Source organism: Flavobacterium sp. 2755 (assembly GCF_031455715.1).
Taxonomy (GTDB): Bacteria; Bacteroidota; Bacteroidia; order Flavobacteriales; family Flavobacteriaceae; genus Flavobacterium.
The window spans coordinates 29,355-50,056 of sequence record NZ_JAVDTG010000007.1 but is presented as its reverse complement, the minus strand read 5'-3'; the positions used below and the strand labels follow the sequence as shown (position 1 = coordinate 50,056).

At 35.8% G+C, this 20,702-nt stretch carries 10 protein-coding genes; all 10 read left to right on the top strand.

Annotated features, from left to right (window positions below):
- The first annotated feature begins 28 nt into the window (after positions 1–28).
- Entirely contained in the window at positions 29–1,735 is a 1,707-nt protein-coding gene (locus J2Y38_RS16535) for a polysaccharide lyase (protein ID WP_309844628.1), read from the top strand.
- Between the two features lie 233 nt (positions 1,736–1,968).
- Complete coding sequence (locus J2Y38_RS16530) at positions 1,969–5,121, top strand: DUF6298 domain-containing protein (protein WP_309844625.1); 3,153 nt, start codon at positions 1,969–1,971, stop codon at positions 5,119–5,121.
- A gap of 183 nt (positions 5,122–5,304) precedes the next feature.
- Complete coding sequence (locus J2Y38_RS16525; RefSeq protein WP_309844624.1) at positions 5,305–6,702, top strand: glycoside hydrolase family 140 protein; 1,398 nt, start codon at positions 5,305–5,307, stop codon at positions 6,700–6,702.
- Positions 6,703–6,930: 228 nt separating this feature from the next.
- The gene (locus J2Y38_RS16520) at positions 6,931–8,499 is read left to right on the top strand and encodes a glycoside hydrolase family 28 protein (RefSeq protein ID WP_309844621.1); all 1,569 of its coding nucleotides are present in this window, start codon (positions 6,931–6,933) and stop codon (positions 8,497–8,499) included.
- 91 nt (positions 8,500–8,590) lie between these two features.
- Complete coding sequence (locus J2Y38_RS16515; RefSeq protein ID WP_309844619.1) at positions 8,591–9,508, top strand: glycoside hydrolase family 43 protein; 918 nt, start codon at positions 8,591–8,593, stop codon at positions 9,506–9,508.
- A 162-nt stretch (positions 9,509–9,670) separates the two neighbouring features.
- On the top strand, positions 9,671–11,536 hold the full coding sequence (locus tag J2Y38_RS16510) for an exo-alpha-sialidase (RefSeq protein WP_309844617.1): 1,866 nt from the start codon (positions 9,671–9,673) through the stop codon (positions 11,534–11,536).
- A 146-nt stretch (positions 11,537–11,682) separates the two neighbouring features.
- The gene (locus tag J2Y38_RS16505; RefSeq protein WP_309844615.1) at positions 11,683–14,454 is read left to right on the top strand and encodes a glycoside hydrolase family 78 protein; all 2,772 of its coding nucleotides are present in this window, start codon (positions 11,683–11,685) and stop codon (positions 14,452–14,454) included.
- A 302-nt stretch (positions 14,455–14,756) separates the two neighbouring features.
- Complete coding sequence (locus J2Y38_RS16500; RefSeq protein WP_309844614.1) at positions 14,757–16,175, top strand: acetylxylan esterase; 1,419 nt, start codon at positions 14,757–14,759, stop codon at positions 16,173–16,175.
- Between the two features lie 180 nt (positions 16,176–16,355).
- Positions 16,356–18,806: a glycoside hydrolase family 95 protein gene (locus J2Y38_RS16495; protein ID WP_309844612.1), complete on the top strand. Its 2,451-nt coding sequence runs from the start codon at positions 16,356–16,358 to the stop codon at positions 18,804–18,806.
- 102 nt (positions 18,807–18,908) lie between these two features.
- Positions 18,909–20,477, top strand: coding sequence for an MGH1-like glycoside hydrolase domain-containing protein (locus J2Y38_RS16490; protein WP_309844610.1), 1,569 nt, complete (start codon positions 18,909–18,911; stop codon positions 20,475–20,477).
- The last annotated feature ends 225 nt before the right edge of the window (positions 20,478–20,702 follow it).

The window sequence follows — 20,702 nt, the reverse complement described above, 5'->3', positions numbered from 1 at the left end:
AAAACTATAAACCTTAGATTATCTTTTCATGCAGACTATCTTCCCAATAACCACATTAAAAAGAACCATGATGATTTTTTCATTTTGTTCTTTCTTTACTTCAGCATATGCACAATATCCAGAAATTCCGAAACCGCTTCAAGACAAAGCCGATGCAATATTGGCCGATGAAGAAAAAAGGTTAGCCGAAATCTGGAAAAATAATTACAGTACAATACAGGCAGAAGCCAAACAAGGAAAACCTTATTTACCTTGGGCATCTTACCCTAAAGATTTCGTTCAGGCAGATATTCCTGCCTTTCCGGGAGCTGAAGGCGGCGGAGCATTTACACAAGGCGGCCGCGGCGGAAAAATATTTGTAGTAACCAGTTTAGAAGACAGCGGAAAAGGAACTTTTCGCGAAGCCTGTGAAGCCGTTGGAGCCAGAACAATCGTATTCAATGTTTCTGGAATAATTCAATTGAAAAAAAGAATCAGCATGCGTGCGCCGTACGTTACAATTGCAGGACAAACTGCTCCAGGCGACGGAATTTGCATTGCAGGAGAAACTTTAGAAATTGATACACACGACGTTATTATCAGACATATGCGTTTTCGTCGTGGTGCAACAGAAGTAACCAGAAGAGATGACGCACTTGGCGGAAATCCAATAGGAAATATAATCGTAGACCACTGCTCAGTAAGCTGGGGATTAGACGAAAATATTTCATTGTACAGACATCAGTTTGCTGCCAATGAAAAATCTAAATTAGAAAAACTGCCAGCATGTAATATTACCATTCAAAATACCATTTCTTCAGAAGGTTTAGATACTTACAATCATGCCTTCGGAAGTACAATTGGCGGACTAAACAGCACGTTTATGCGTAATTTATGGGCTGATAATATTTCAAGAAATGCCTCTATAGGAATGTACGGCGATTTTAATTTCGTAAACAATGTGATTTTCAATTGGTGGAACCGTTCCCTTGACGGAGGAGATTATCGTTCGATGTTTAACATCATCAATAATTATTTCAAACCTGGACCAATTACACCTTCAGATCAGCCAATTCGTTACAGAATTCTAAAACCAGAATCAGGATATATGAAACCAAAAACATACGGAAGAGCTTATGTTTCTGGAAACTTTATTGTTGGTTCTCCAGAAGTTACAGCCGATAACTGGAATGGCGGTGTACAATTAGAAGATCTTCCCGAAGCAGAAGTAAAATCATATTTAGAATATATCAAACAGCCAAAAGCTTTTACAATGCCTCATATTACCATTATGAAAGCAGAAGAAGCCTATGAATTTGTTTTAAATAATGTTGGAGCAACAATTCCTAAAAGAGACATGGTTGACGAAAGAATTATCAAACAAGTTCGCACAGGAAAAATTGAAGTTAAAGACGGTTTAGAAAACGCCATTGGAAAAGATTTTATTAAAAGAAGATTACCTGCAGACTCTTATAAAAAAGGAATTATAACACACCCTGACCAAGTAGGCGGTTATCCGGTTTACAAAGGAAAAGCCTATAAAGATTCTGATAATGATGGAATTCCAGACGCATGGGAAAAGAAAAATGGTTTAAACCCGAATGATCCTTCAGACGCCAACAAAGATGCAAACGGCGACGGATATACCAACATCGAGAAATATTTTAACGGAATTGATCCAAACAGTAAAATTGATTGGACAAAAACCGAAAACAATACAGATACATTAGCAAAATCAAAAGGATTATTGCAATAAAGTCTTAAATTTAGTCACGTCAATATTCTCAAAGCAAACCTGACAGGTTTTTAAAACCTGTCAGGTTTAATAAGCATAAAGAATGTCCCTAAAGTTTGTCATTTCGACGAAGGAGAAATCACATGTGCTATTCGACAAAGATTGGCGATTTTCGGTGCGGAGTTTCTAGTGCGATTTCTCCTTCGTCGAAATGACAAGATTGCGAAAAATGTAAAATTTAAAATTCTATAAAATTGAATTTCAATAATTTAAAAAATATTATTTCTTTCAAATACACATTGGTTTTAGTGTGCTTGGCTTTGTCTTTTGGTGAAAACATCACAGCACAAAACAATTTCCCAGATATTGTAAAAACAAAAGAAGGAAAACTTTCTTTTACGGCAGACAGCAAAGGAAATCAAATTCCTGATTTTTCATATGCAGGATATATGGCTTCTGAAATAGCAATTCCGAATGTGGAGAATAAAATTTTTGTTTCAAAACAAGAAGAAGATGCCACAGAAAGAATTCAGGCAGCAATTGATTATGTAAGTAATTTGAAACCAAATAAATCAGGATTTCGCGGCGCTGTACTTTTAGATAAAGGAATCTTTAAAATCAACGGAACTTTATTCATTAAAAAATCAGGAGTCGTTTTACGCGGAAGCGGAAATACTGAAAACGGAACAATTCTATTAGGAACCGGATTAAAACGAGAAGCACTAATTAGAGTTTTAGGAACTGATGATAAAAAATTAGGAGAAACTTTTGAATTCAATACAGCTTATACACCACTTGGAACAAAAAAAATCCAATTAAAAAATACTTCTAAATTAAAACCATCTGATGAAATTATCATCACTAAACCTTTAACCGATAATTGGATTAAAGAATTAAAAATGGATGATTTTGGAGCAGAAACCGGTTGGGTTGGTTGGAAGAAAAATGATTGGGATATCACATGGAGTAGAGTCGTAACCAACATTAATGGTAATGAAGTAACGCTAAATGCACCGTTAACAATGACTTTGGATGATGTTTACGGACAAGCCAAAGTAACGGTTTATTCTTGGTCAGGAAGAATTGAGCAAATCGGAATAGAAAATATTCTGATGAAATCAACTTATGATCAGTCAAAACCAAAAGACGAAGAACACAGATGGCTAGGAATTAGCATCGAAAACACAAAAAATGCGTGGGTAAAACAAGTGAATTTCAAGCATTTTTCTGGAGGAGCGGTCGCCTTATTAAAATCAGCGCAGCAAATTACAGTTGAAGATTGTATCGCAACAGAACCTGTTTCTGAAATCGCAGGTTTTAGACGTCATACTTTTTATACCGAAGGGCAGCAAACACTATTTCAACGTTGCTACTCAGAATATGGTTACCACGATTTTGCAGTAGGCGGATTTGGAACGACAGGACCAAATGCATTTATTCAATGCGAGTCGTTTATGCCTTTTAATAATAGCGGAGCAATAGGCAGTTGGGCAACTGGAGTATTATTTGAAGTTTCTTATATAGACGGGCATGCTTTAAGTTATAATAATAGAGAACAAAATGGCAGAGGCGCAGGATGGACCGCTGCAAACAGTGTAATCTGGGAAACATCAGCATCTAAAATAGAATGTTACAGTCCGCCAACAGCACAAAACTGGGCTTTTGGAACTTGGGGCGGAATCATGGCTGGCGACGGTCATTGGAAAGATGTAAACGGACATATCAATCCGAGAAGTTTGTTTTATGCACAATTAGAAAATCGTTTAGGACAACTTCCTGTAAAACCTTTTATTTATGATTTAGGTTCAGAACCTTCATCAAGTCCCGAAGTTGAAGCAGCACAAGAATTAACCAAAAATTCAGTTGCTCCAAAAGAAAGTTTACTGGAATGGATTGCAGAAGTTTCAAAAGCAAATCCAATTGATACGAACAATTCAGGTCTTAAAAATGCCAATGATTTAAAGATAAACTCGGCACAAAATATAAATTCCAACAATAAAGTAATAACAAAAAATGGCTGGCTTACTTATGATAATAAAGTAATAGCAGGAAACCGATTAAGTGTTCCATGGTGGAGAGGAAGTCTTAGAGACAGCGACATTTCTAAGTCATTACCAGACGTTACCAGATTTGTTCCCGGCAGAACCGGAACAGGTTTTACAGACAATATCAACGAAGTTTCAGATTATTTAAGTACCAATAATATGGTCGTTTTAGAACATAATTATGGTTTATGGTACGAGCGAAGAATGGACGATCACGAACGAGTTCGCCGTTTTGATGCCGATGTCTGGCCGCCATTTTACGAACAGCCATTCGCAAGAAGCGGACAGGATTTAGCCTGGGATCAATTGAGTAAATACGATCTAACAAAATTCAATGATTGGTATTGGGATCGTTTGTCTCTTTTTGCAGATTTGGCAGAAACCAAAGGACAATTGCTAATCAATCAGCAGTATTTTCAACATAATATTATAGAAGCCGGAGCGCATTGGGCGAGTTCACCTTGGCGTTCGGCAAATAATATAAACAGTACAGGTTTTCCGGAACCGCCGCCGTATGCGGGTGACAAACGTATCTTTATGGCAGAGCAATTTTACGACGTTAACAATCCTGCCAGAAGAAAATTGCACCAAGGATTTATTCGTAAATCATTAGAAAATTTTCAGGAAAACAGCAACGTAATTCAATTAACAAGTGCCGAATATACGGGTCCGCTTCATTTCATGGAATTTTGGATTGATGAAGTACAGAAATGGAAAGACGAAACAGGTAAAAAAGGAATTATTGGTTTAAGCGCGACAAAAGATGTTCAGGATGCTATTTTAAATGATGCACAAAGAGCCAAAACAGTAGATTTAATAGACATTCGTTATTGGTATTATAAAGAAGACGGAACAGCATACGCACCACAAGGCGGATTAAATTTAGCACCAAGACAACACGCAAGAAAATTAAAAACCGGAAAAGAAACAGACGATCAGGTGTATCGTGCTGTTCGTGAATATCGAGAAAAATATCCTGAAAAAGTTATTTTATATTCGACAGATGCTTCTTCAAGATTTGGATGGCCAGCTTTAATGGCAGGAGCTTCAATGCCAAACATTCCAAAAATTGCACTTCCGGAATTTTATTCCGCTTTAAGCGAAATGAAATTAGTGAACGGAAACACGTTTTCAGATAATCTTTGGAAATTAGAAAATAAAGGAAAAAGCTATCTTTTCTATTTAAAAAACAACCAAGATATCACAATTGATTTATCAAATGAAAAAGGAACTTTCGAAGTATATACAATAAGCGCCACAACAGGAATTATCACCAAAAAAGCAAACATAAACGGAGGAAAACAAATAACAATCCCACAATCCGAAATAAAAGAAAAAGTGCTTTTTGTAGTGAAAAAATAATTGCCCACGGATGGAACTGATAAAACAGATTTACACAGATAATTTTAAAAATTAAAGATTAAGAATCAAAAATTAAAAAATAAATCTGTTCAATCTGCATGAAAAAAATAAACCAGCGAAAACCCGTTCAATCAGTTAAACCTGTGGCCCAACCAAAAAAACATAAATTCAAAATAAACCAAAATGAATCTGAAAATTAAATATTTATTCGTCTTAAGTATAAGCTTTCTGCTGGCAGCACAAAGCGGATTTTCGCAATCAACAAAAGGCGCACTGCCTCAAATTAAAGTTTCTAAAAACCAGCATTATTTTATTACTGAAGATGGAAAACCATTTTTCTGGTTAGGTGACACAGGCTGGCTGACATTCGGAAAACTAGACAGAGTAGGCATTGATAAATATTTTAAAGACAGAAAAGAAAAAGGATTCAATGTTGTTCAGGTAATGGTTTTGCATAATATAAATGCCGTTAACGTTTATGGCGATGCTGCTTTAATCAACGAAGATGTTTCAAAACCATTAACAACATCTGGAAACAATTTCAACAACACATCAGAATACGATTATTGGGATCACGTAGATTATACTTTAGATGTGGCTCAGAAAAACGGAATTTATGTTGCAATGGTTCCGGTTTGGGGAACAAACGTTTCAAAAGGAAATAAAGTAAGCAAAGAACAGGCAATAGTTTACGCTAAATTTTTAGCTGACAGATATAAAAGCAGATCCAACGTAATTTGGTTAAACGGAGGCGATACACATGGAAATGAATTTCAGGATATATGGAACGCCATCGGAAATACCTTAAAAACAAACAATCCAAATCAGTTAGTGACTTTTCACCCGTTTGGGAGAACCGATTCTTCAGAAAACTTTCACAACGAAAAATGGCTGGATTTCAATATGTTTCAGTCAGGGCACAGAAGATACGATCAGGATTCATCAAAAACGAATTTCAAAGAAGACAATTACAAATTCGTTCTAAGAGATTTCGAATTAAAACCAACAAAACCTACACTCGATGGAGAACCATCTTACGAAGGAATTCCACACGGTTTACACGATACTTTACAACCAAAATGGACAGCAAATGATGTTCGCCGTTACGGATATTGGTCGGTACTTTCAGGTGCAGCCGGTTATACATACGGACACAATGCCGTAATGCAAATGTTCAGAAAAGGAGATAAACCAGCGTACGGGAATAAAGAATTATGGACATCGGCAATTGATGCGCCAGGAGCAAAGCAAATGATTTACATCAAAAAACTAATGTTAGAATTTCCGTTTTTAGAAGGAATTCCAGATACTTCATTAATTGCTAACCAAGGAGAAAAATACGATTACATTTCTGCAATAAAAGGAAAAAAGTACGCTTTGATTTACACTTACAACGGAAGAAAAATCGAAGTAAATATGGGCAAGATTTCTGGAGATAAAGTCACAGGAACTTGGTACAATCCAAGAAATGGACAAAAAATAAAAATAGGAATTGTAGATAATAAAGGAACTAAAGAATTCCAGCCTTTAGGTAAAAAAGAAGATGGTAATGACTGGGTTTTGATTTTAAGTACAAAGTAACCACACAGCTTGTCATTGCGAGGAACGAAGCAACCTCACTAACCATAAGACACAAAGTTTGATTTTGTAAATGGGATTGCTTTGTTCCTCTCAATGACAAAAAATGAGAATAAAATATTTCACGCAGATTAAAAAGATTTAAGCAGATTCTGCAGAAATTTTGAAAATATAAATCGGCGCTAATCTGCTAAAATCTGCCAGATCTGCGTGAAACAAAAAAATACAGCTATGAAAAACATATTAATAATTCTCTGCTTCATAACAGGATTAAACACCGCTTTTGCAAACGACGGCTGGCTAAACATCCTAAATGAAGGAGGAAACAACAAAGGAATAAAATGTACCGAAGCCATTCAAAATGCCATAGAAAAAGCATCTAAAAACGGCGGTGGAACCATTTTTTTTCCAGCAGGAGAATATTTAACCGGAGCTTTAAAACTAAAAAGTAATATCACAATCTATTTAGATTCTGGTGCACTTTTAAAATTTTCAGACAATTTTGATGATTATCTTCCATACGTAGAAATGCGTTACGAAGGATTAGTAATGAAATCTTTCTCGCCCTTATTCTATGCCAAAGACGCCGAAAATATCACCATTACTGGAAGAGGCGTAATCGACGGACAAGGAAAAGCATGGTGGAATGAAGTCTATAGAATCGAAACTGCAAAAGGCCCGATTCCGTTAACGAAATACCAAAAAATGTGGGAAGAGCAAAATCAGGGAATTGTATATTCTGATTACTATAAAAGAACAATCGATAAAAAGTTTTTCAGACCTTCTTTCTTTCAGGCTTATGGCTGTAAAAATATTTTAATCGAAGGCGTAACATTCCAAAATTCGCCTTTTTGGACGATTAATCCTGAATTCTGCGATAATGTAACCGTAACCGGGGTTTCAATTTTTAATCCGCATTCACCAAATACAGACGGAATTAATCCATCGTCTTGCAAAAATGTTCATATTTCAAATTGTCATATAAGCGTTGGAGACGACTGTATTACCATCAAATCAGGAAGAGACGAGGACGGACGTAAATATGGAGTTCCAACAGAAAATGTTACAATTACAAATTGTACCATGTTAAGCGGTCACGGCGGCGTTGTTATTGGAAGTGAAATGTCGGGCGGAATCAAAAAAATCACCATTTCAAACTGTGTTTTCGACGGAACAGACCGCGGAATTCGAATTAAAGCAGCACGAGGAAGAGGCGGTGTTGTAGAAGATATTCGCGTAGATAATATCGTGATGAAAAACATAAAAGAAGAAGCAATCGTATTGAGTCTTTTTTATGATAAAGACACCAAAGCTGAACCTGTAACCGAAAAGACTCCGATTTTTAGAAACATTCACATGAGCAACATAACAGCTTCAAACGTAAACAAAGCGGGACAAATTCTAGGAATTACCGAAATGCCAATTCAAAACATCACGTTCTCAAACATCAACATGGACGGAAAAGAAGGTTTTACGGTAAACACAGCGACAGATGTAGAATTTCATGATGTAAAAGTAAATGCGACAATTGGTTCTTCTTTCAAAATATCACATTCAAAAAATATCATTTTAGATAACGTTGGATCTTCAACACCAATAAAAGGAATTCCGGTTATCAAATTAGAGAATGTTTCGAATGCGTTGATTAATAATAATTTTCCATTTAATGCAACGGATATTTTTATCGAAGCAAATGGAAAAGAAACAAGGAATATTTTCCTGAAAAACAATGTTTTTAATAATGTAACAACACCGGTTAAAAAAGGAGCTTCTTTAGATAAAAAAGCAATTATAGAATAGATTACACAAAAGAATAATATCACACAGATTTCACGGATTTACACCAATTTAATTCGTGCTAATTAGTGAAATCCGTGTTTAATTTGACAACATGAAAAAAATATTCATCATATTAACCTTTTCCCTTTTTGCGATCAGTTATTCGCAGAAAAAGAAAGATTTATATCTTTTTACGTCGTTTCGCGAACCCGCGACAGAAGGTTTGTATTTGGCGTACAGCGAAGACGGTTACAACTGGAAAGGTTTAGAAGGTTCATTCTTAAAACCAGAAATCGGAACAAGCAAAATTATGCGTGACCCGTCAATCACAAAAGGAGCTGATGGAACCTATCATATGGTTTGGACAACCGACTGGAAAGGCGGAAACGGTTTTGGATATGCAAGTTCAAAAGATTTAATTCATTGGTCAAAACAAGAATATATTCCGGTAATGAAAAACGAACCGGAAGTCGTAAACGTTTGGGCACCAGAGATTTTTTATGATGATGTAAAAAAAGAATACATAATTATCTGGGCATCAACAATTCCGTTTAGATTTGAAAAAGGAGTGGAAGAAGAGAAAAATAACCACAGAATGTATTATGTTACCACAAAGGATTTTAAAACATTCTCAGACAAGAAATTGTATTACGATCCGGGTTTCAGCGTGATTGACTGTGTGATTGTAAAGAAAGGAAAAAAAGATTATGTTTTGGTTTTAAAAGACAACACAAGACCAATGCGAAATATAAAAGTAGCTTTTGGGAAATCGCCTTTAGGTCCGTTTCAAAAAAGTTCTGAACCTTTGACAGAATATTTATCAGAAGGACCAACAGTAGTAAAAGTCGGTAAAAACTGGCTGTTGTATTATGACAATTACGGTTCAAAAAATTATAAAGCTTTAAGCACTTCAGATTTTGTTCATTTTGAAGATGTTTCATCAAAAATAAGCCTTCCAGAAGGACACAAACACGGAACGATCACAACAATCTCCGAAGAAGTTTTAAAAGGATTAATTGAAAGAAAATAAAAGATAAGGCCACAGATTTCACAGATTAAAATGATTTTTTTATTTATAGTATTTATTAATTAAAAATGTAAATCTGCTTAATCTGCCTGAAAAATTATAAAGAGTTCAAAGATAAAAATCCTTTTAATCTTTTTAATCTGTGGCAAAAAAAAAACAAAAAACATGATTGCTTTCCAAAACATAAAAAACAACATCTTAACTACAGCCACAATTCTATTGGCTTGTACAGCTATAAATGCACAAAACGACACTGTGCGTTATGTTGGTAAAACACTTTCCAATGTCGATTATCACCACGGACAATTAAGTCCAGCAGTTGGAGTTCACGCTACGCAAATCATGCGTGCAAGCCGCGAACATCCCGAAAAAGCAGATGGTTTTGGATGGACATACAATCACCAGCCTACAATGGCGTATTGGAATGATACTTTTTATCTGCAGTATTTAAGTGATCCTGCGGGAGAACATATTCCGCCAAGCCAGACTTTGATTATGACTTCAAAAGACGGTGTAAGCTGGAAAATGCCAAAAGTAATTTTCCCCATTTATCATATTCCTGACGGATGGAAAAAGGAAGGTGTAGAGGGTGTTGCCAAAAATCTTGATGCGATTATGCATCAAAGAATGGGCTTTTATACCTCAAAAGACAAACGACTTTTTGCCTTGGCATATTATGGAATTGCTATGGATGAAAAAGACGATCCAAACGACGGAAAAGGAATTGGACGTGTGATTCGTGAAATCAAAAAAGACGGAAGTTTTGGTGAAATTTATTTCATCAGATACAATAAATCTTGGGATAAAACGAAATCGGCTTTTCCTTTTTATACACAGGCAAAAGACAAAGAACTGAAAAAAGCCTGCGAAGAAATATTATCAGATCCTTTGGTTTTACAGCAATGGGTGGAAGAAGCCGATCGTGACGATGAATTGATTCCGCTAAAAAAGCCTTATAAAGCTTTAAGTTCGTATCATTTACCAAACGGAAATGTCGTAGGTTTATGGAAACACGCTTTAACTTCGATCAGTAAAGACGGCGGAAAAACATGGGAATATAATCCGCTTCGTGCTCCCGGTTTTGTAAACAGCAATGCCAAAATCTGGGGACAAAAAACATCTGATAATCGTTATGCAACAGTTTATAATCCATCAGAATATCGTTGGCCTTTGGCGATTTCAACAAGCGATGACGGTTTGACTTACAAAGATTTGTTATTGGTTCACGGAGAAATTAGCCCGATGCGTTATGGCGGAAACTACAAATCAGCAGGCCCGCAATATGTTCGCGGAATTTCAGAAGGTGATGGAACTCCGCCTGACGGAAAACTTTGGGTAAGTTACAGTATGAACAAAGAAGATATTTGGGTAGCGTCGATTCCTGTTCCGGTAACTTCGGTTGTAACAGAAAATGTCAATGATATTTTTAACGAACTTCCAGACGGACAAGAATTAAAATTATGGAATACGTATGATCTTTCTTGGGCATCTACTAAAATTGAAAAGAAAGCCGATGGCAAAAAATGGCTGACATTAAGAGATCAGGACAATTTTGATTATGCCCGTGCAGAACGCGTGATTCCGTTTGCAGAAAAAATGGAAGTAACTTTCACAGTAAAACCAGAGCAAAATAACCACGGTTTATTGCAGGTTGAATTTCAAAACAAACAAGGATTACCAGCGGTGAGATTGGTTTTTGATTCGGATGGACAATTAAAAGCAAAAAATGGTGCTCGTTTTGGCGGAGTTACAAAGTATGAAGCTGGAAAAGAATATAAAATAAACGTGAAACTGAATGTTAAAACCCGTTCGTATACGATAAAGGTAAACGACGAAAAAGAATCAACGAGAATTTTTTATGCTCCAGTAGACGGCTTTGAGCGCATTATGTTCCGTACTGGTGATCAAAGGTATTCTCCAAATGCAGATACAGAACCGGACACGGACGATTATGATGATTTACCACAAACAGGAAAATTAATTCCGGAAGCGGTATTTAATATTCAATCGTTGATTACGAAAAAGCTATAAAAATAGAACGCGGATGATACGGATTCGCTATCGCGAAGACGCAGATTTGCACGGATTTTATTTTTAAAGAAATAAAAAATCAGTTTTTATCCGCGTCTTTACGAAGTAAATCTGCGTCATCCGCGTGCTAATCTCAACAATAAGAAATGAAGCATTTTAAAATTATATTAATTCTTTTAGCCACTTTCATCTCGAATGGACAAATTTTGCCCGTACATCTAACTACAGAAATGGCTGAAAACCCATTAACCGTAGTTCAGAACCAGCCGAGATTTAGCTGGCAGTTGGTTTCAAAAGAATCGAATGCATCACAAATTGCTTACATTATTTTAGTAGCTTCTTCGGAAGAAAAACTGCAAAATGACGAAGGTGATATCTGGAACAGCGGAAGAGTAAATTCTCTAAAAAATCTGCAGATTGCTTATGGAGGAAATACATTAAAAAACGAGACCAAATATTTCTGGAAAGTAAAAGTTTGGAATCAAATTGGAAAAGTTTCTAAATGGAGTAAAACAGCATCTTTCAGAACCGCTTCTTTAGAATCAGATTTGAATCCGGTTTGGATTGGGGCGATTACAAAGGCTGACAGTCATCTGCCGGAAGGCCGAAATTATCATTCAGCGACTTTCAATAGAGAAAAAAAGAACTCATTTATCAACGCTTCTGATTCATTGTCACGCAGAAGTATTATGCTTCGTAAACCTTTCGAAGTAAAAAAAGAAATCAAAGAAGCCGTAGTTTATATTTCAGGTTTAGGACATTACGAATTAACCATCAACGGAAAAAAAGTGGGAAACAGCCAGTTTGCACCGCTGTGGACAGATTACGATAAAACAGTTAATTACAATGTTTATGAATTAGGTGCAAAAGAATTTCAAAAAGGCGATAACGTAATTGGTGTTTTGTTAGGAAACGGAATGTACAATACATTGGCAGAACGATATACCAAATTCTTCGTGAGTTTTGGCCCGCCGACTTTATTCTTTAAAATGAAAATCAAATATAATGATGGTTCAGAAGAAATTATAAAGTCAGATGAAACTTGGAAATACAGCAAAAGTCCGATTACCTACAACAGTATTTTTGGTGGAGAAGATTACAATGCCAATTTAGAACAAAAAGGATGGAACAGTAAAGGTTTCAAAGATTCGAATTGGAAAAAAGTTGTCGTTCAGGAAGCTCCAAAAGGAGTTTTAAGACCGCAGACAGCACCGCCAGTTATAATTCAGAAACAATATAAAATTAAGACAGTTAAAGAACTTAAACCAAATTTTTATGTTTTTGATATGGGACAGAATCTTTCTGGATTTCCAACTATCAAAGTAAAAGGAAAAAAAGGACAGACGATTCGTGTTTGGGTTGCTGAAGGATTAAATGAAGAAGGCACAATAGCGCAGGGAAGATCAGGAAAACCATATTATTACGATTATACCTTAAAAGGCGAAGGAACAGAAGAATGGACACCAAAATTCAGTTTCTACGGTTATCAATATGTTCAAATTGAAAACATCAATTACAAAGAAGCTAAAAATGTCGAGTTTCCGACTTTGGTTGATTTAAAATCAAATTTCATTTATAATTCGGCGGGTGAAGCAGGAAGTTTTGCATGTTCAAATGAAATCTTCAATAAAACGCACGAGCTGATTAATAATTCAATAAAAAGTAATTTCCAAAGTGTTTTTACCGATTGTCCGCAGCGAGAAAAATTAGGCTGGATAGAAGAAATTCAGTTGAACGGACCGGGTTTAATGTTCAATTATAATCTTGAAAATTACATTCCAGCGTTAATGCAGAACATTTCAGATTCACAGCGAGATAATGGTTTAATCCCGACAATTGTTCCTGAATATGTAGTTTTTGGAGGTGATTTTACCGATTCTCCAGAATGGGGCGTAACAGGCGTGATTCTGCCTTGGATGTATTATGAATATTATGGAGATTCTTCTTTATTAGAAAAATATTTTCCTGTAATGAAAAACTACGTGGATTATTTAGGAACCAAAGCAGAAAATCATATTGTGTCGCACGGATTAGGTGATTGGTACGATTACGGAACACATGCCGCAGGATATTCTAAAAATAGTCCAATTGCACTTTCTGCGACTTCACATTATTATTACGGAGCTTATTTAGTAGCAAAAGCGGCGAAATTATTAGGGAAATCTGAAGATATTGAAAAGTATGAAACATTGGCTTCAGAAATTAAAACCGCTTTTAATGCAAAATTTTTTAATGCTGAAACCAAACAATATGGAACAAACAGCCAGTTTAGTAACTCAGTTCCAATTTTTATGAATATTGTCGAACCGCAATATAAAGAAGCTGTAATGCAGAACCTATTAGCTGACATAAAAGAAAAAGGCGATCGTTTAACAACGGGAGATGTTGGAAATCGATATTTATTTCAGACTCTGGCGAGAAACGGAGAAAATGAAACTATGTATAGAATGCACAATCATTATGATGCGCCGGGTTATGGTTTTCAGATTAAATTTGGCTTAACGACTTTAACCGAACAATGGGACCCGACAAAAGGAAATTCATGGAATCACTTTATGTTAGGACAAATTGAAGAATGGTTTTACCAAAGCTTGGCAGGAATTATGTCTGATCCTGAAAAACCTGGATTTAAACATTTCTTTATTCAGCCGGAAGTAGTAGGAGATATGACTTTCGCGAAAGCAGATTATCAATCTGTCTATGGAAAAATTGCTTCTTCGTGGGAGAAAAAAGATGGCAAATTTATTTTGACGGTTCAGATTCCTGTAAATACAACGGCAACAATAAAACTGCCTGTTGCTAAAAATTCGGAAATAAAAATTGATAATAAAAAAGTGAGAACGGGTTTTGATGAAAAGTCTCAAAAGCCGGTTTTGGAATTTGGATCAGGAAATTATACAATAGAATGCAAATTATAGAACTCGGATGACGCAGATTCGCTATCGCGAAGACGCGGATTTATACAGATTTTTTGTTCTATTTGAAAATGTAAAATTGAATTGCCTCCAGTTTTAACTGGAGGTAAAAAAGAAGTCAAGTCATAGGGCTTTAGCAAAATGAATAAGTTAGGCTAAAGCCAATGTAGAATCTAAAAATATTTCCTCCAGCTAAAGCAGGAGGCAATTCAAAAAAAATAAAAAGATCCGTTTTTATCTGCGTCTTTACGAAGTAAATCCGTGTCATCAGCGTTCAATTTTAAGCTAGTTTAACACCAAAAACAATGAAAATTAAAAACATATATACAGTAATTTTATTCCTTGCTTGGACATTTGTCAACGCTCAAAGCACTTCTGATACTAATTTTAGAAAACCAGTTTCAGAAACACTAAAAAAAATAGAAACTGTTTTTAATGTAACAATAAACGACGACAGAGGTTTACTAAAAGGAAAAGAACTCGATTATGCCGACTGGAGAATTGAACCGGGAAATCTGGCAGTTTCGTTAACTAATATTTTGGCTCCGTTTGAATTGATGTATTTCAAACAGCCTGATGGAACCTACATTATTCGTAAATATGAAAACCATAAAGTTTCAGTTGATAAAGGAAAAGAACGCCTGTTTTATTTGGAAAGCCTTTATTCGACTAAAGAACAGTGGGAAAAACGTAAAACGGAGTTAAAAGCTTGTATGATAACCTCATTTGGATTAGAAAAGGCTCCCCCAATGCCAAAATCTAAACCACTTTTAACTCCAAAAAGACTTTATAAAGATTACAGTGTCGAGAATATTGCTTTAGAAATTCTGCCGGGTGTTTATGCAACAGGATCGATTTACAAACCGTATCCGTTAAATAAAAAAGCAGCAGTTATCTTAACGCCTGAAGGACATTTCGGAGATGGAAGATATAGAAAAGATGAACAGTACCGTTGTGCAATCATGGCTAAAATGGGAGCAATTGTTGTATCTTATGATTTATTTGCATGGGGAGAATCATTACTACAATTTCCGGAAGAAACGCATAGAAACAGCATTGCATCGACGGTTCAGGTTTTAACTGGAATTCGTTTTCTGGATTATTTAGCAACCGTAAAAAATGCTGATATGTCGAGAGTTGGTGTTACTGGAGGTTCTGGCGGTGGTTCACATACCATGTTTTTAGCTGCAATTGATGATCGAGTAAAAGTTTCGGCTCCGGTTGTAATGGTTTCTTCTCATTTCTCAGGAGGTTGTCCATGTGAAAGCGGTCGTGGAATTCACCTTTGTGGAAATGGAACAAACAATGCTGAAATCTCAGCTATGATGGCGCCAAAACCACAATTAATCGTTTCTGACGGAAAAGACTGGACATTAGCAGTTCCTGAATTGGAATTTCCTTTTATTCAAAGAACCTATGAATTGTACGGAAAGAAAGATTTAGTCGAAAATGCTCATTTTGCAAAAGAAGGACATGATTTCGGAATCTCGAAACGTATGGCTTTGTACCCATTTATGGCGAAATATTTAAATTTAGATTTGAATAAAGTGAAGAATGAAAAAGGAGAAATCGACGAATCGACTTGTGTAATTGAACCAAAAGAAAAGTTGTTTGTTTTTGGAGATAAAGGAGAAAAACTGCCTACGAATGCTTTAAAAGACATCAACAAATTATATGAAATGTTCGGAGAAAAAAATCTGAAAGTTTACGAGGTTAAGAAATAAAAAGGTTGCCACGAATTTCACTAATTGGCACGAATTATTTTTTTTCTGCCACAGATTAAAAGGATTTACACAGATTATTTATTTAAAAAAGAAATCCAAATAATCTTTTTAATCTGTGGCTAAAAATTATAAAAAAAATTAGTGCCAATTCGTGTAATTCGTGGCGGAAAAAATATATTTATGAAGTTAAGAAATAAAATAACGGCGATTTTTTTTGGAATTTATTCCTTTACCGCAACAGCTCAAAGTGACCTGAAATTATGGTACGATAAACCAGCTGCAATTTGGAACGAAGCTTTGCCATTAGGCAACGGTCGTTTGGGCGCAATGGTTTTTGGTGATCCAGCGGTTGAACGTTTGCAATTGAATGAAGAAACGATTTGGGCGGGTTCTCCAAACAGCAATGCGCATTCCAAATCGATTAAGGCACTTCCAATTGTTCGTCAATTAATTTTTGACGGAAAATTTGACGAAGCACAGGATTTGGCGACACAAGATATAATGTCGCAAACCAATGACGGAATGCCGTATCAGACTTTTGGAAGCGTTTATATTTCATTTGCCGGACATCAAAAATATACCGATTATTACCGTGATTTAGATATCAGTAACGCCACAGCAAAAGTAAAATACAAAGTAAATGGAGTTGAATTTACAAGAGAAATTCTAACCGCATTTTCAGATCAGGTTATTGTGGTTAAGCTTTCTGCAAGTCAGCCGGGACAAATTACGTGTAACGTTTTTATGAACAGTCCGATAGATAAAACGGTTGCTTCGACAGAAGGAAATCAGATTATACTTTCGGGTTTAGGAAGTAATTTTGAAGGCGTAAAAGGAAAAGTAAAATTTCAGGGACGATTATCGGCTAAAAATAAAGGCGGAGAAATTGATGCCAGCAACGGAGTTTTAAGCATTAATAAAGCCGATGAAGTGACTTTATACATTTCAATTGCAACCAACTTCAAAAACTATCAGGATATTTCAGGAGATGAAATTGCGAAAAGCAAAGACTATTTGGCGAAAGCCGAAACAAAAGATTTTGAAACGATTAAGAAAGCTCATGTTGATTATTATCAAAAAATCTTTAACAGAGTTTCCTTAAATTTAGGTTCGAATGATTTGGAGAAAAAGCCAACAAACGAAAGAATTAGAGATTTTTCAAAACAATTCGATCCGCAATTGGCTGCTTTATATTTCCAATTCGGACGATATCTTCTAATTTCCAGTTCACAGCCAGGAGGACAGCCAGCCAATTTACAAGGAATTTGGAACGATATGGTCACTCCGCCTTGGGACAGTAAATACACCACAAACATCAATGCCGAAATGAATTACTGGCCAGCACAAGTAACCAATCTGCAGGAAATGCATGAACCTTTTGTACAAATGGCAAAAGAGTTAGCGGTAACGGGTGCTGAGACAGCTAAAACGATGTACAATGCAAATGGCTGGGTTTTACACCACAATACCGATATCTGGCGTGTAACAGCTCCGGTAGATGCGGCTGCTTCGGGAATGTGGCCGACAGGCGGTGCTTGGATTTGTCAAGATTTATGGGAAAGATATTTATACACGGGAGATAAAAAGTATTTAGCAGAAATTTATCCAATCATGAAAGGTGCTGCAGATTTCTTTTCAGATTTTATGGTTATAGATCCTAACACAAAATATTTAGTGGTTGTTCCGTCAAGTTCGCCTGAAAACACACACGCAGGCGGAACTGGAAAAGCAACAATTGCATCAGGAACAACAATGGACAATCAGCTGGTTTTTGATTTGTTTACGCATGTTATGGAAGCTTCGGCATTGGTTTCTCCAGATGCTGCTTATGTGAAAAAAATAAGCGATGCTTTGGCAAAAATGCCTCCAATGAAAATAGGTAAATACAATCAGTTACAGGAATGGCAAGAAGATTGGGATAATCCGAAAGACAATCACCGACATGTATCGCATTTGTATGGATTGTATCCGAGTAATCAGATTTCGGCAATTAAAACACCTGAATTATTTGAAGCTGCAAAACAATCTCTAATTTACAGAACAGACGAATCTACAGGCTGGTCAATGGGATGGAAAGTGAATTTGTGGGCGAGATTATTAGACGGAAATCATGCTTATAAATTGATTCAGGATCAACTGCATTTGGTTACAGCTGACCAAAGAAAAGGCGGCGGAACATATCCAAATATGTTAGATGCGCATCAGCCTTTTCAAATTGACGGAAATTTTGGATGCACAGCGGGATTTGCCGAAATGCTCATGCAGAGTCAGGAAGATGCAATTCATTTATTGCCTGCTTTACCAACTGTTTGGAGAGACGGAAGCATAAAAGGTTTGGTTGCCAGAGGTGGATTTGTAATCGATATGACCTGGAAAAACTATAAAATTTCGGAGTTGAAAATCTATTCGAGAATAGGAGGAAACTGCCGATTGAAAGTAGAGAATACGTTGAAAGGATCTTCAATAAAAAAAGCAAAAGAGAAAAATTCGAATCCGTTGTTTTATGATGTTGAAGTGAAGAAACCTATTATTTCTAAAGAAGCAAAATTACCTAAAGTACAATTGCCAAATTATAATATTTATGATGTAAATATGAAAGCGGGGCAGACGTATACTTTTACGGGAAATTAAAAATATTTTAAAACCATATAAGTAATATAAGAAAATATAAAGTAAAGCTTAATTGAACTTATATTTCTTATATGGTTTAACTTTAAAAAGATTGAATTTTAAATGTTGACAAATTTCAAACATAAAATAATAACACTTTCAATAGTAATCGCTTGTATAAACAGCGGTTGCAAATCGGGTGTATCACATTCTCAAAAGGGGAAATCGGTTGTTTTGAAAGAAGAAAACTTCAAGCATTATGTTGATTATTTCAACACGATGGAAGATGAAAACTTAAAATTTGCGATTCCGAATGACAGTGCGTGGACTTGGATGGAAAAGAATATTCCGTTGTTTGAATGTCCACAGCAGAATTTTGAGGAAATCTATTATTTTAGATGGTGGAGCGTTCGTAAACATATCAAAAACACACCACAGGGATTTGCGATTACCGAGTTTTTGGTTGATCGTTCTTATGCTGATAAATATAATATGATTAGCTGCGCTTTGGGACATCATATTAATGAATTCAGATGGGTTCATGATCCGCAGTATATTGAGCAGGACGTTCATTTATGGTTTAGAGGGAATGATGGTAAACCAATGAAAAAATTGCGAACTTTTAGCAGTTGGACGGCTGATGCTTTGTATAATAGATATTTAGTAAATAAAGACGAAAAGTTTTTATTGGATATGTATCCTGATTTATTTGCAGAATATATTGCTTGGGAAGAAGACAGACAACGAAAAGATGGTTTGTTTTGGCAGTATGATGTAAAAGACGGAATGGAAGAATCGCTTAGCGGAGCTAGAAAATTTAGAAATGCCCGCCCAACAATTAATAGTTATATGTTTGGAAATGCAGTAGCGTTGTCTAAAATCGCGGCCATGAAAGGCGATAAAACAGGAGAAATAGTGTTCAAAGCTAGAGCTGCTGTTTTACAGCAATTAGTGGAAACCAAATTATGGAATCAAAAAAGCGAATTTTTTGAGACCTTTACAGAAAAAGATACACTGGCTCAAGTTAGAGAAGCGATAGGATTTATTCCGTGGTATTTTAATCTACCGGAGCAGAATAAAGGTTTTGAAAAAGCCTGGGAACAAATCAAGGATGAAAAAGGATTTTCGGCTCCGTTTGGTTTGACAACAGCAGAAAGAAGAAGTCCAAGATTTAGAACACATGGTACTGGAACCTGTGAATGGGACGGTGCTATTTGGCCATTTGCTAGTTCGCAGACGTTAACGGCTTTAGCGAATGTTTTGAATAATTACAATCAGAATTATGTTGCGAAAACGGATTATTTCAAACAAATGAGCTTGTATGTAGAATCGCAATATTTTCATGGAAAACCATATTTGGGAGAATATTTAGACGAAACAACAGGTTATTGGTTAATGGGTGACAGAGAAAGAAGCCGTTATTATAACCACTCCACATTCAACGATTTGGTGATTACTGGTTTGGTTGGTTTACGTCCGAGAGCAGATGAAAAGATTGAAGTAAATCCGTTGATTCCACAGGAAAAATGGGATTGGTTTTGTTTGGATAATGTTCTGTATCACGGCAATATTATTACAATTCTTTGGGATAAAACAGGAGAAAAATATAAAAAAGGAAAAGGTTTTAGAATCTTTAAAAACGGAAAAGAAATAGCGGTTTCTGAGAGATTGGAAAAGTTGGTTTCTGAATAAAGTTTTTTTTGCCCACGGGTTTGACGGATTAAACTGATTTACGCTGGTTTATTTTTTTAGTTTAGTTGTCATCCCGAGGAACGAGAAATCGCACACGAAACTCGTCAACGTTTGTCGACTTTTTGTGCGGAGTTTCTAGTGCGATTTCTCCTTACGTCGAAATGACAAAAATAAAAAAAATCTGTGCACACCAGTTTAAATCAGTAAAATCTGTGGGCAATAATT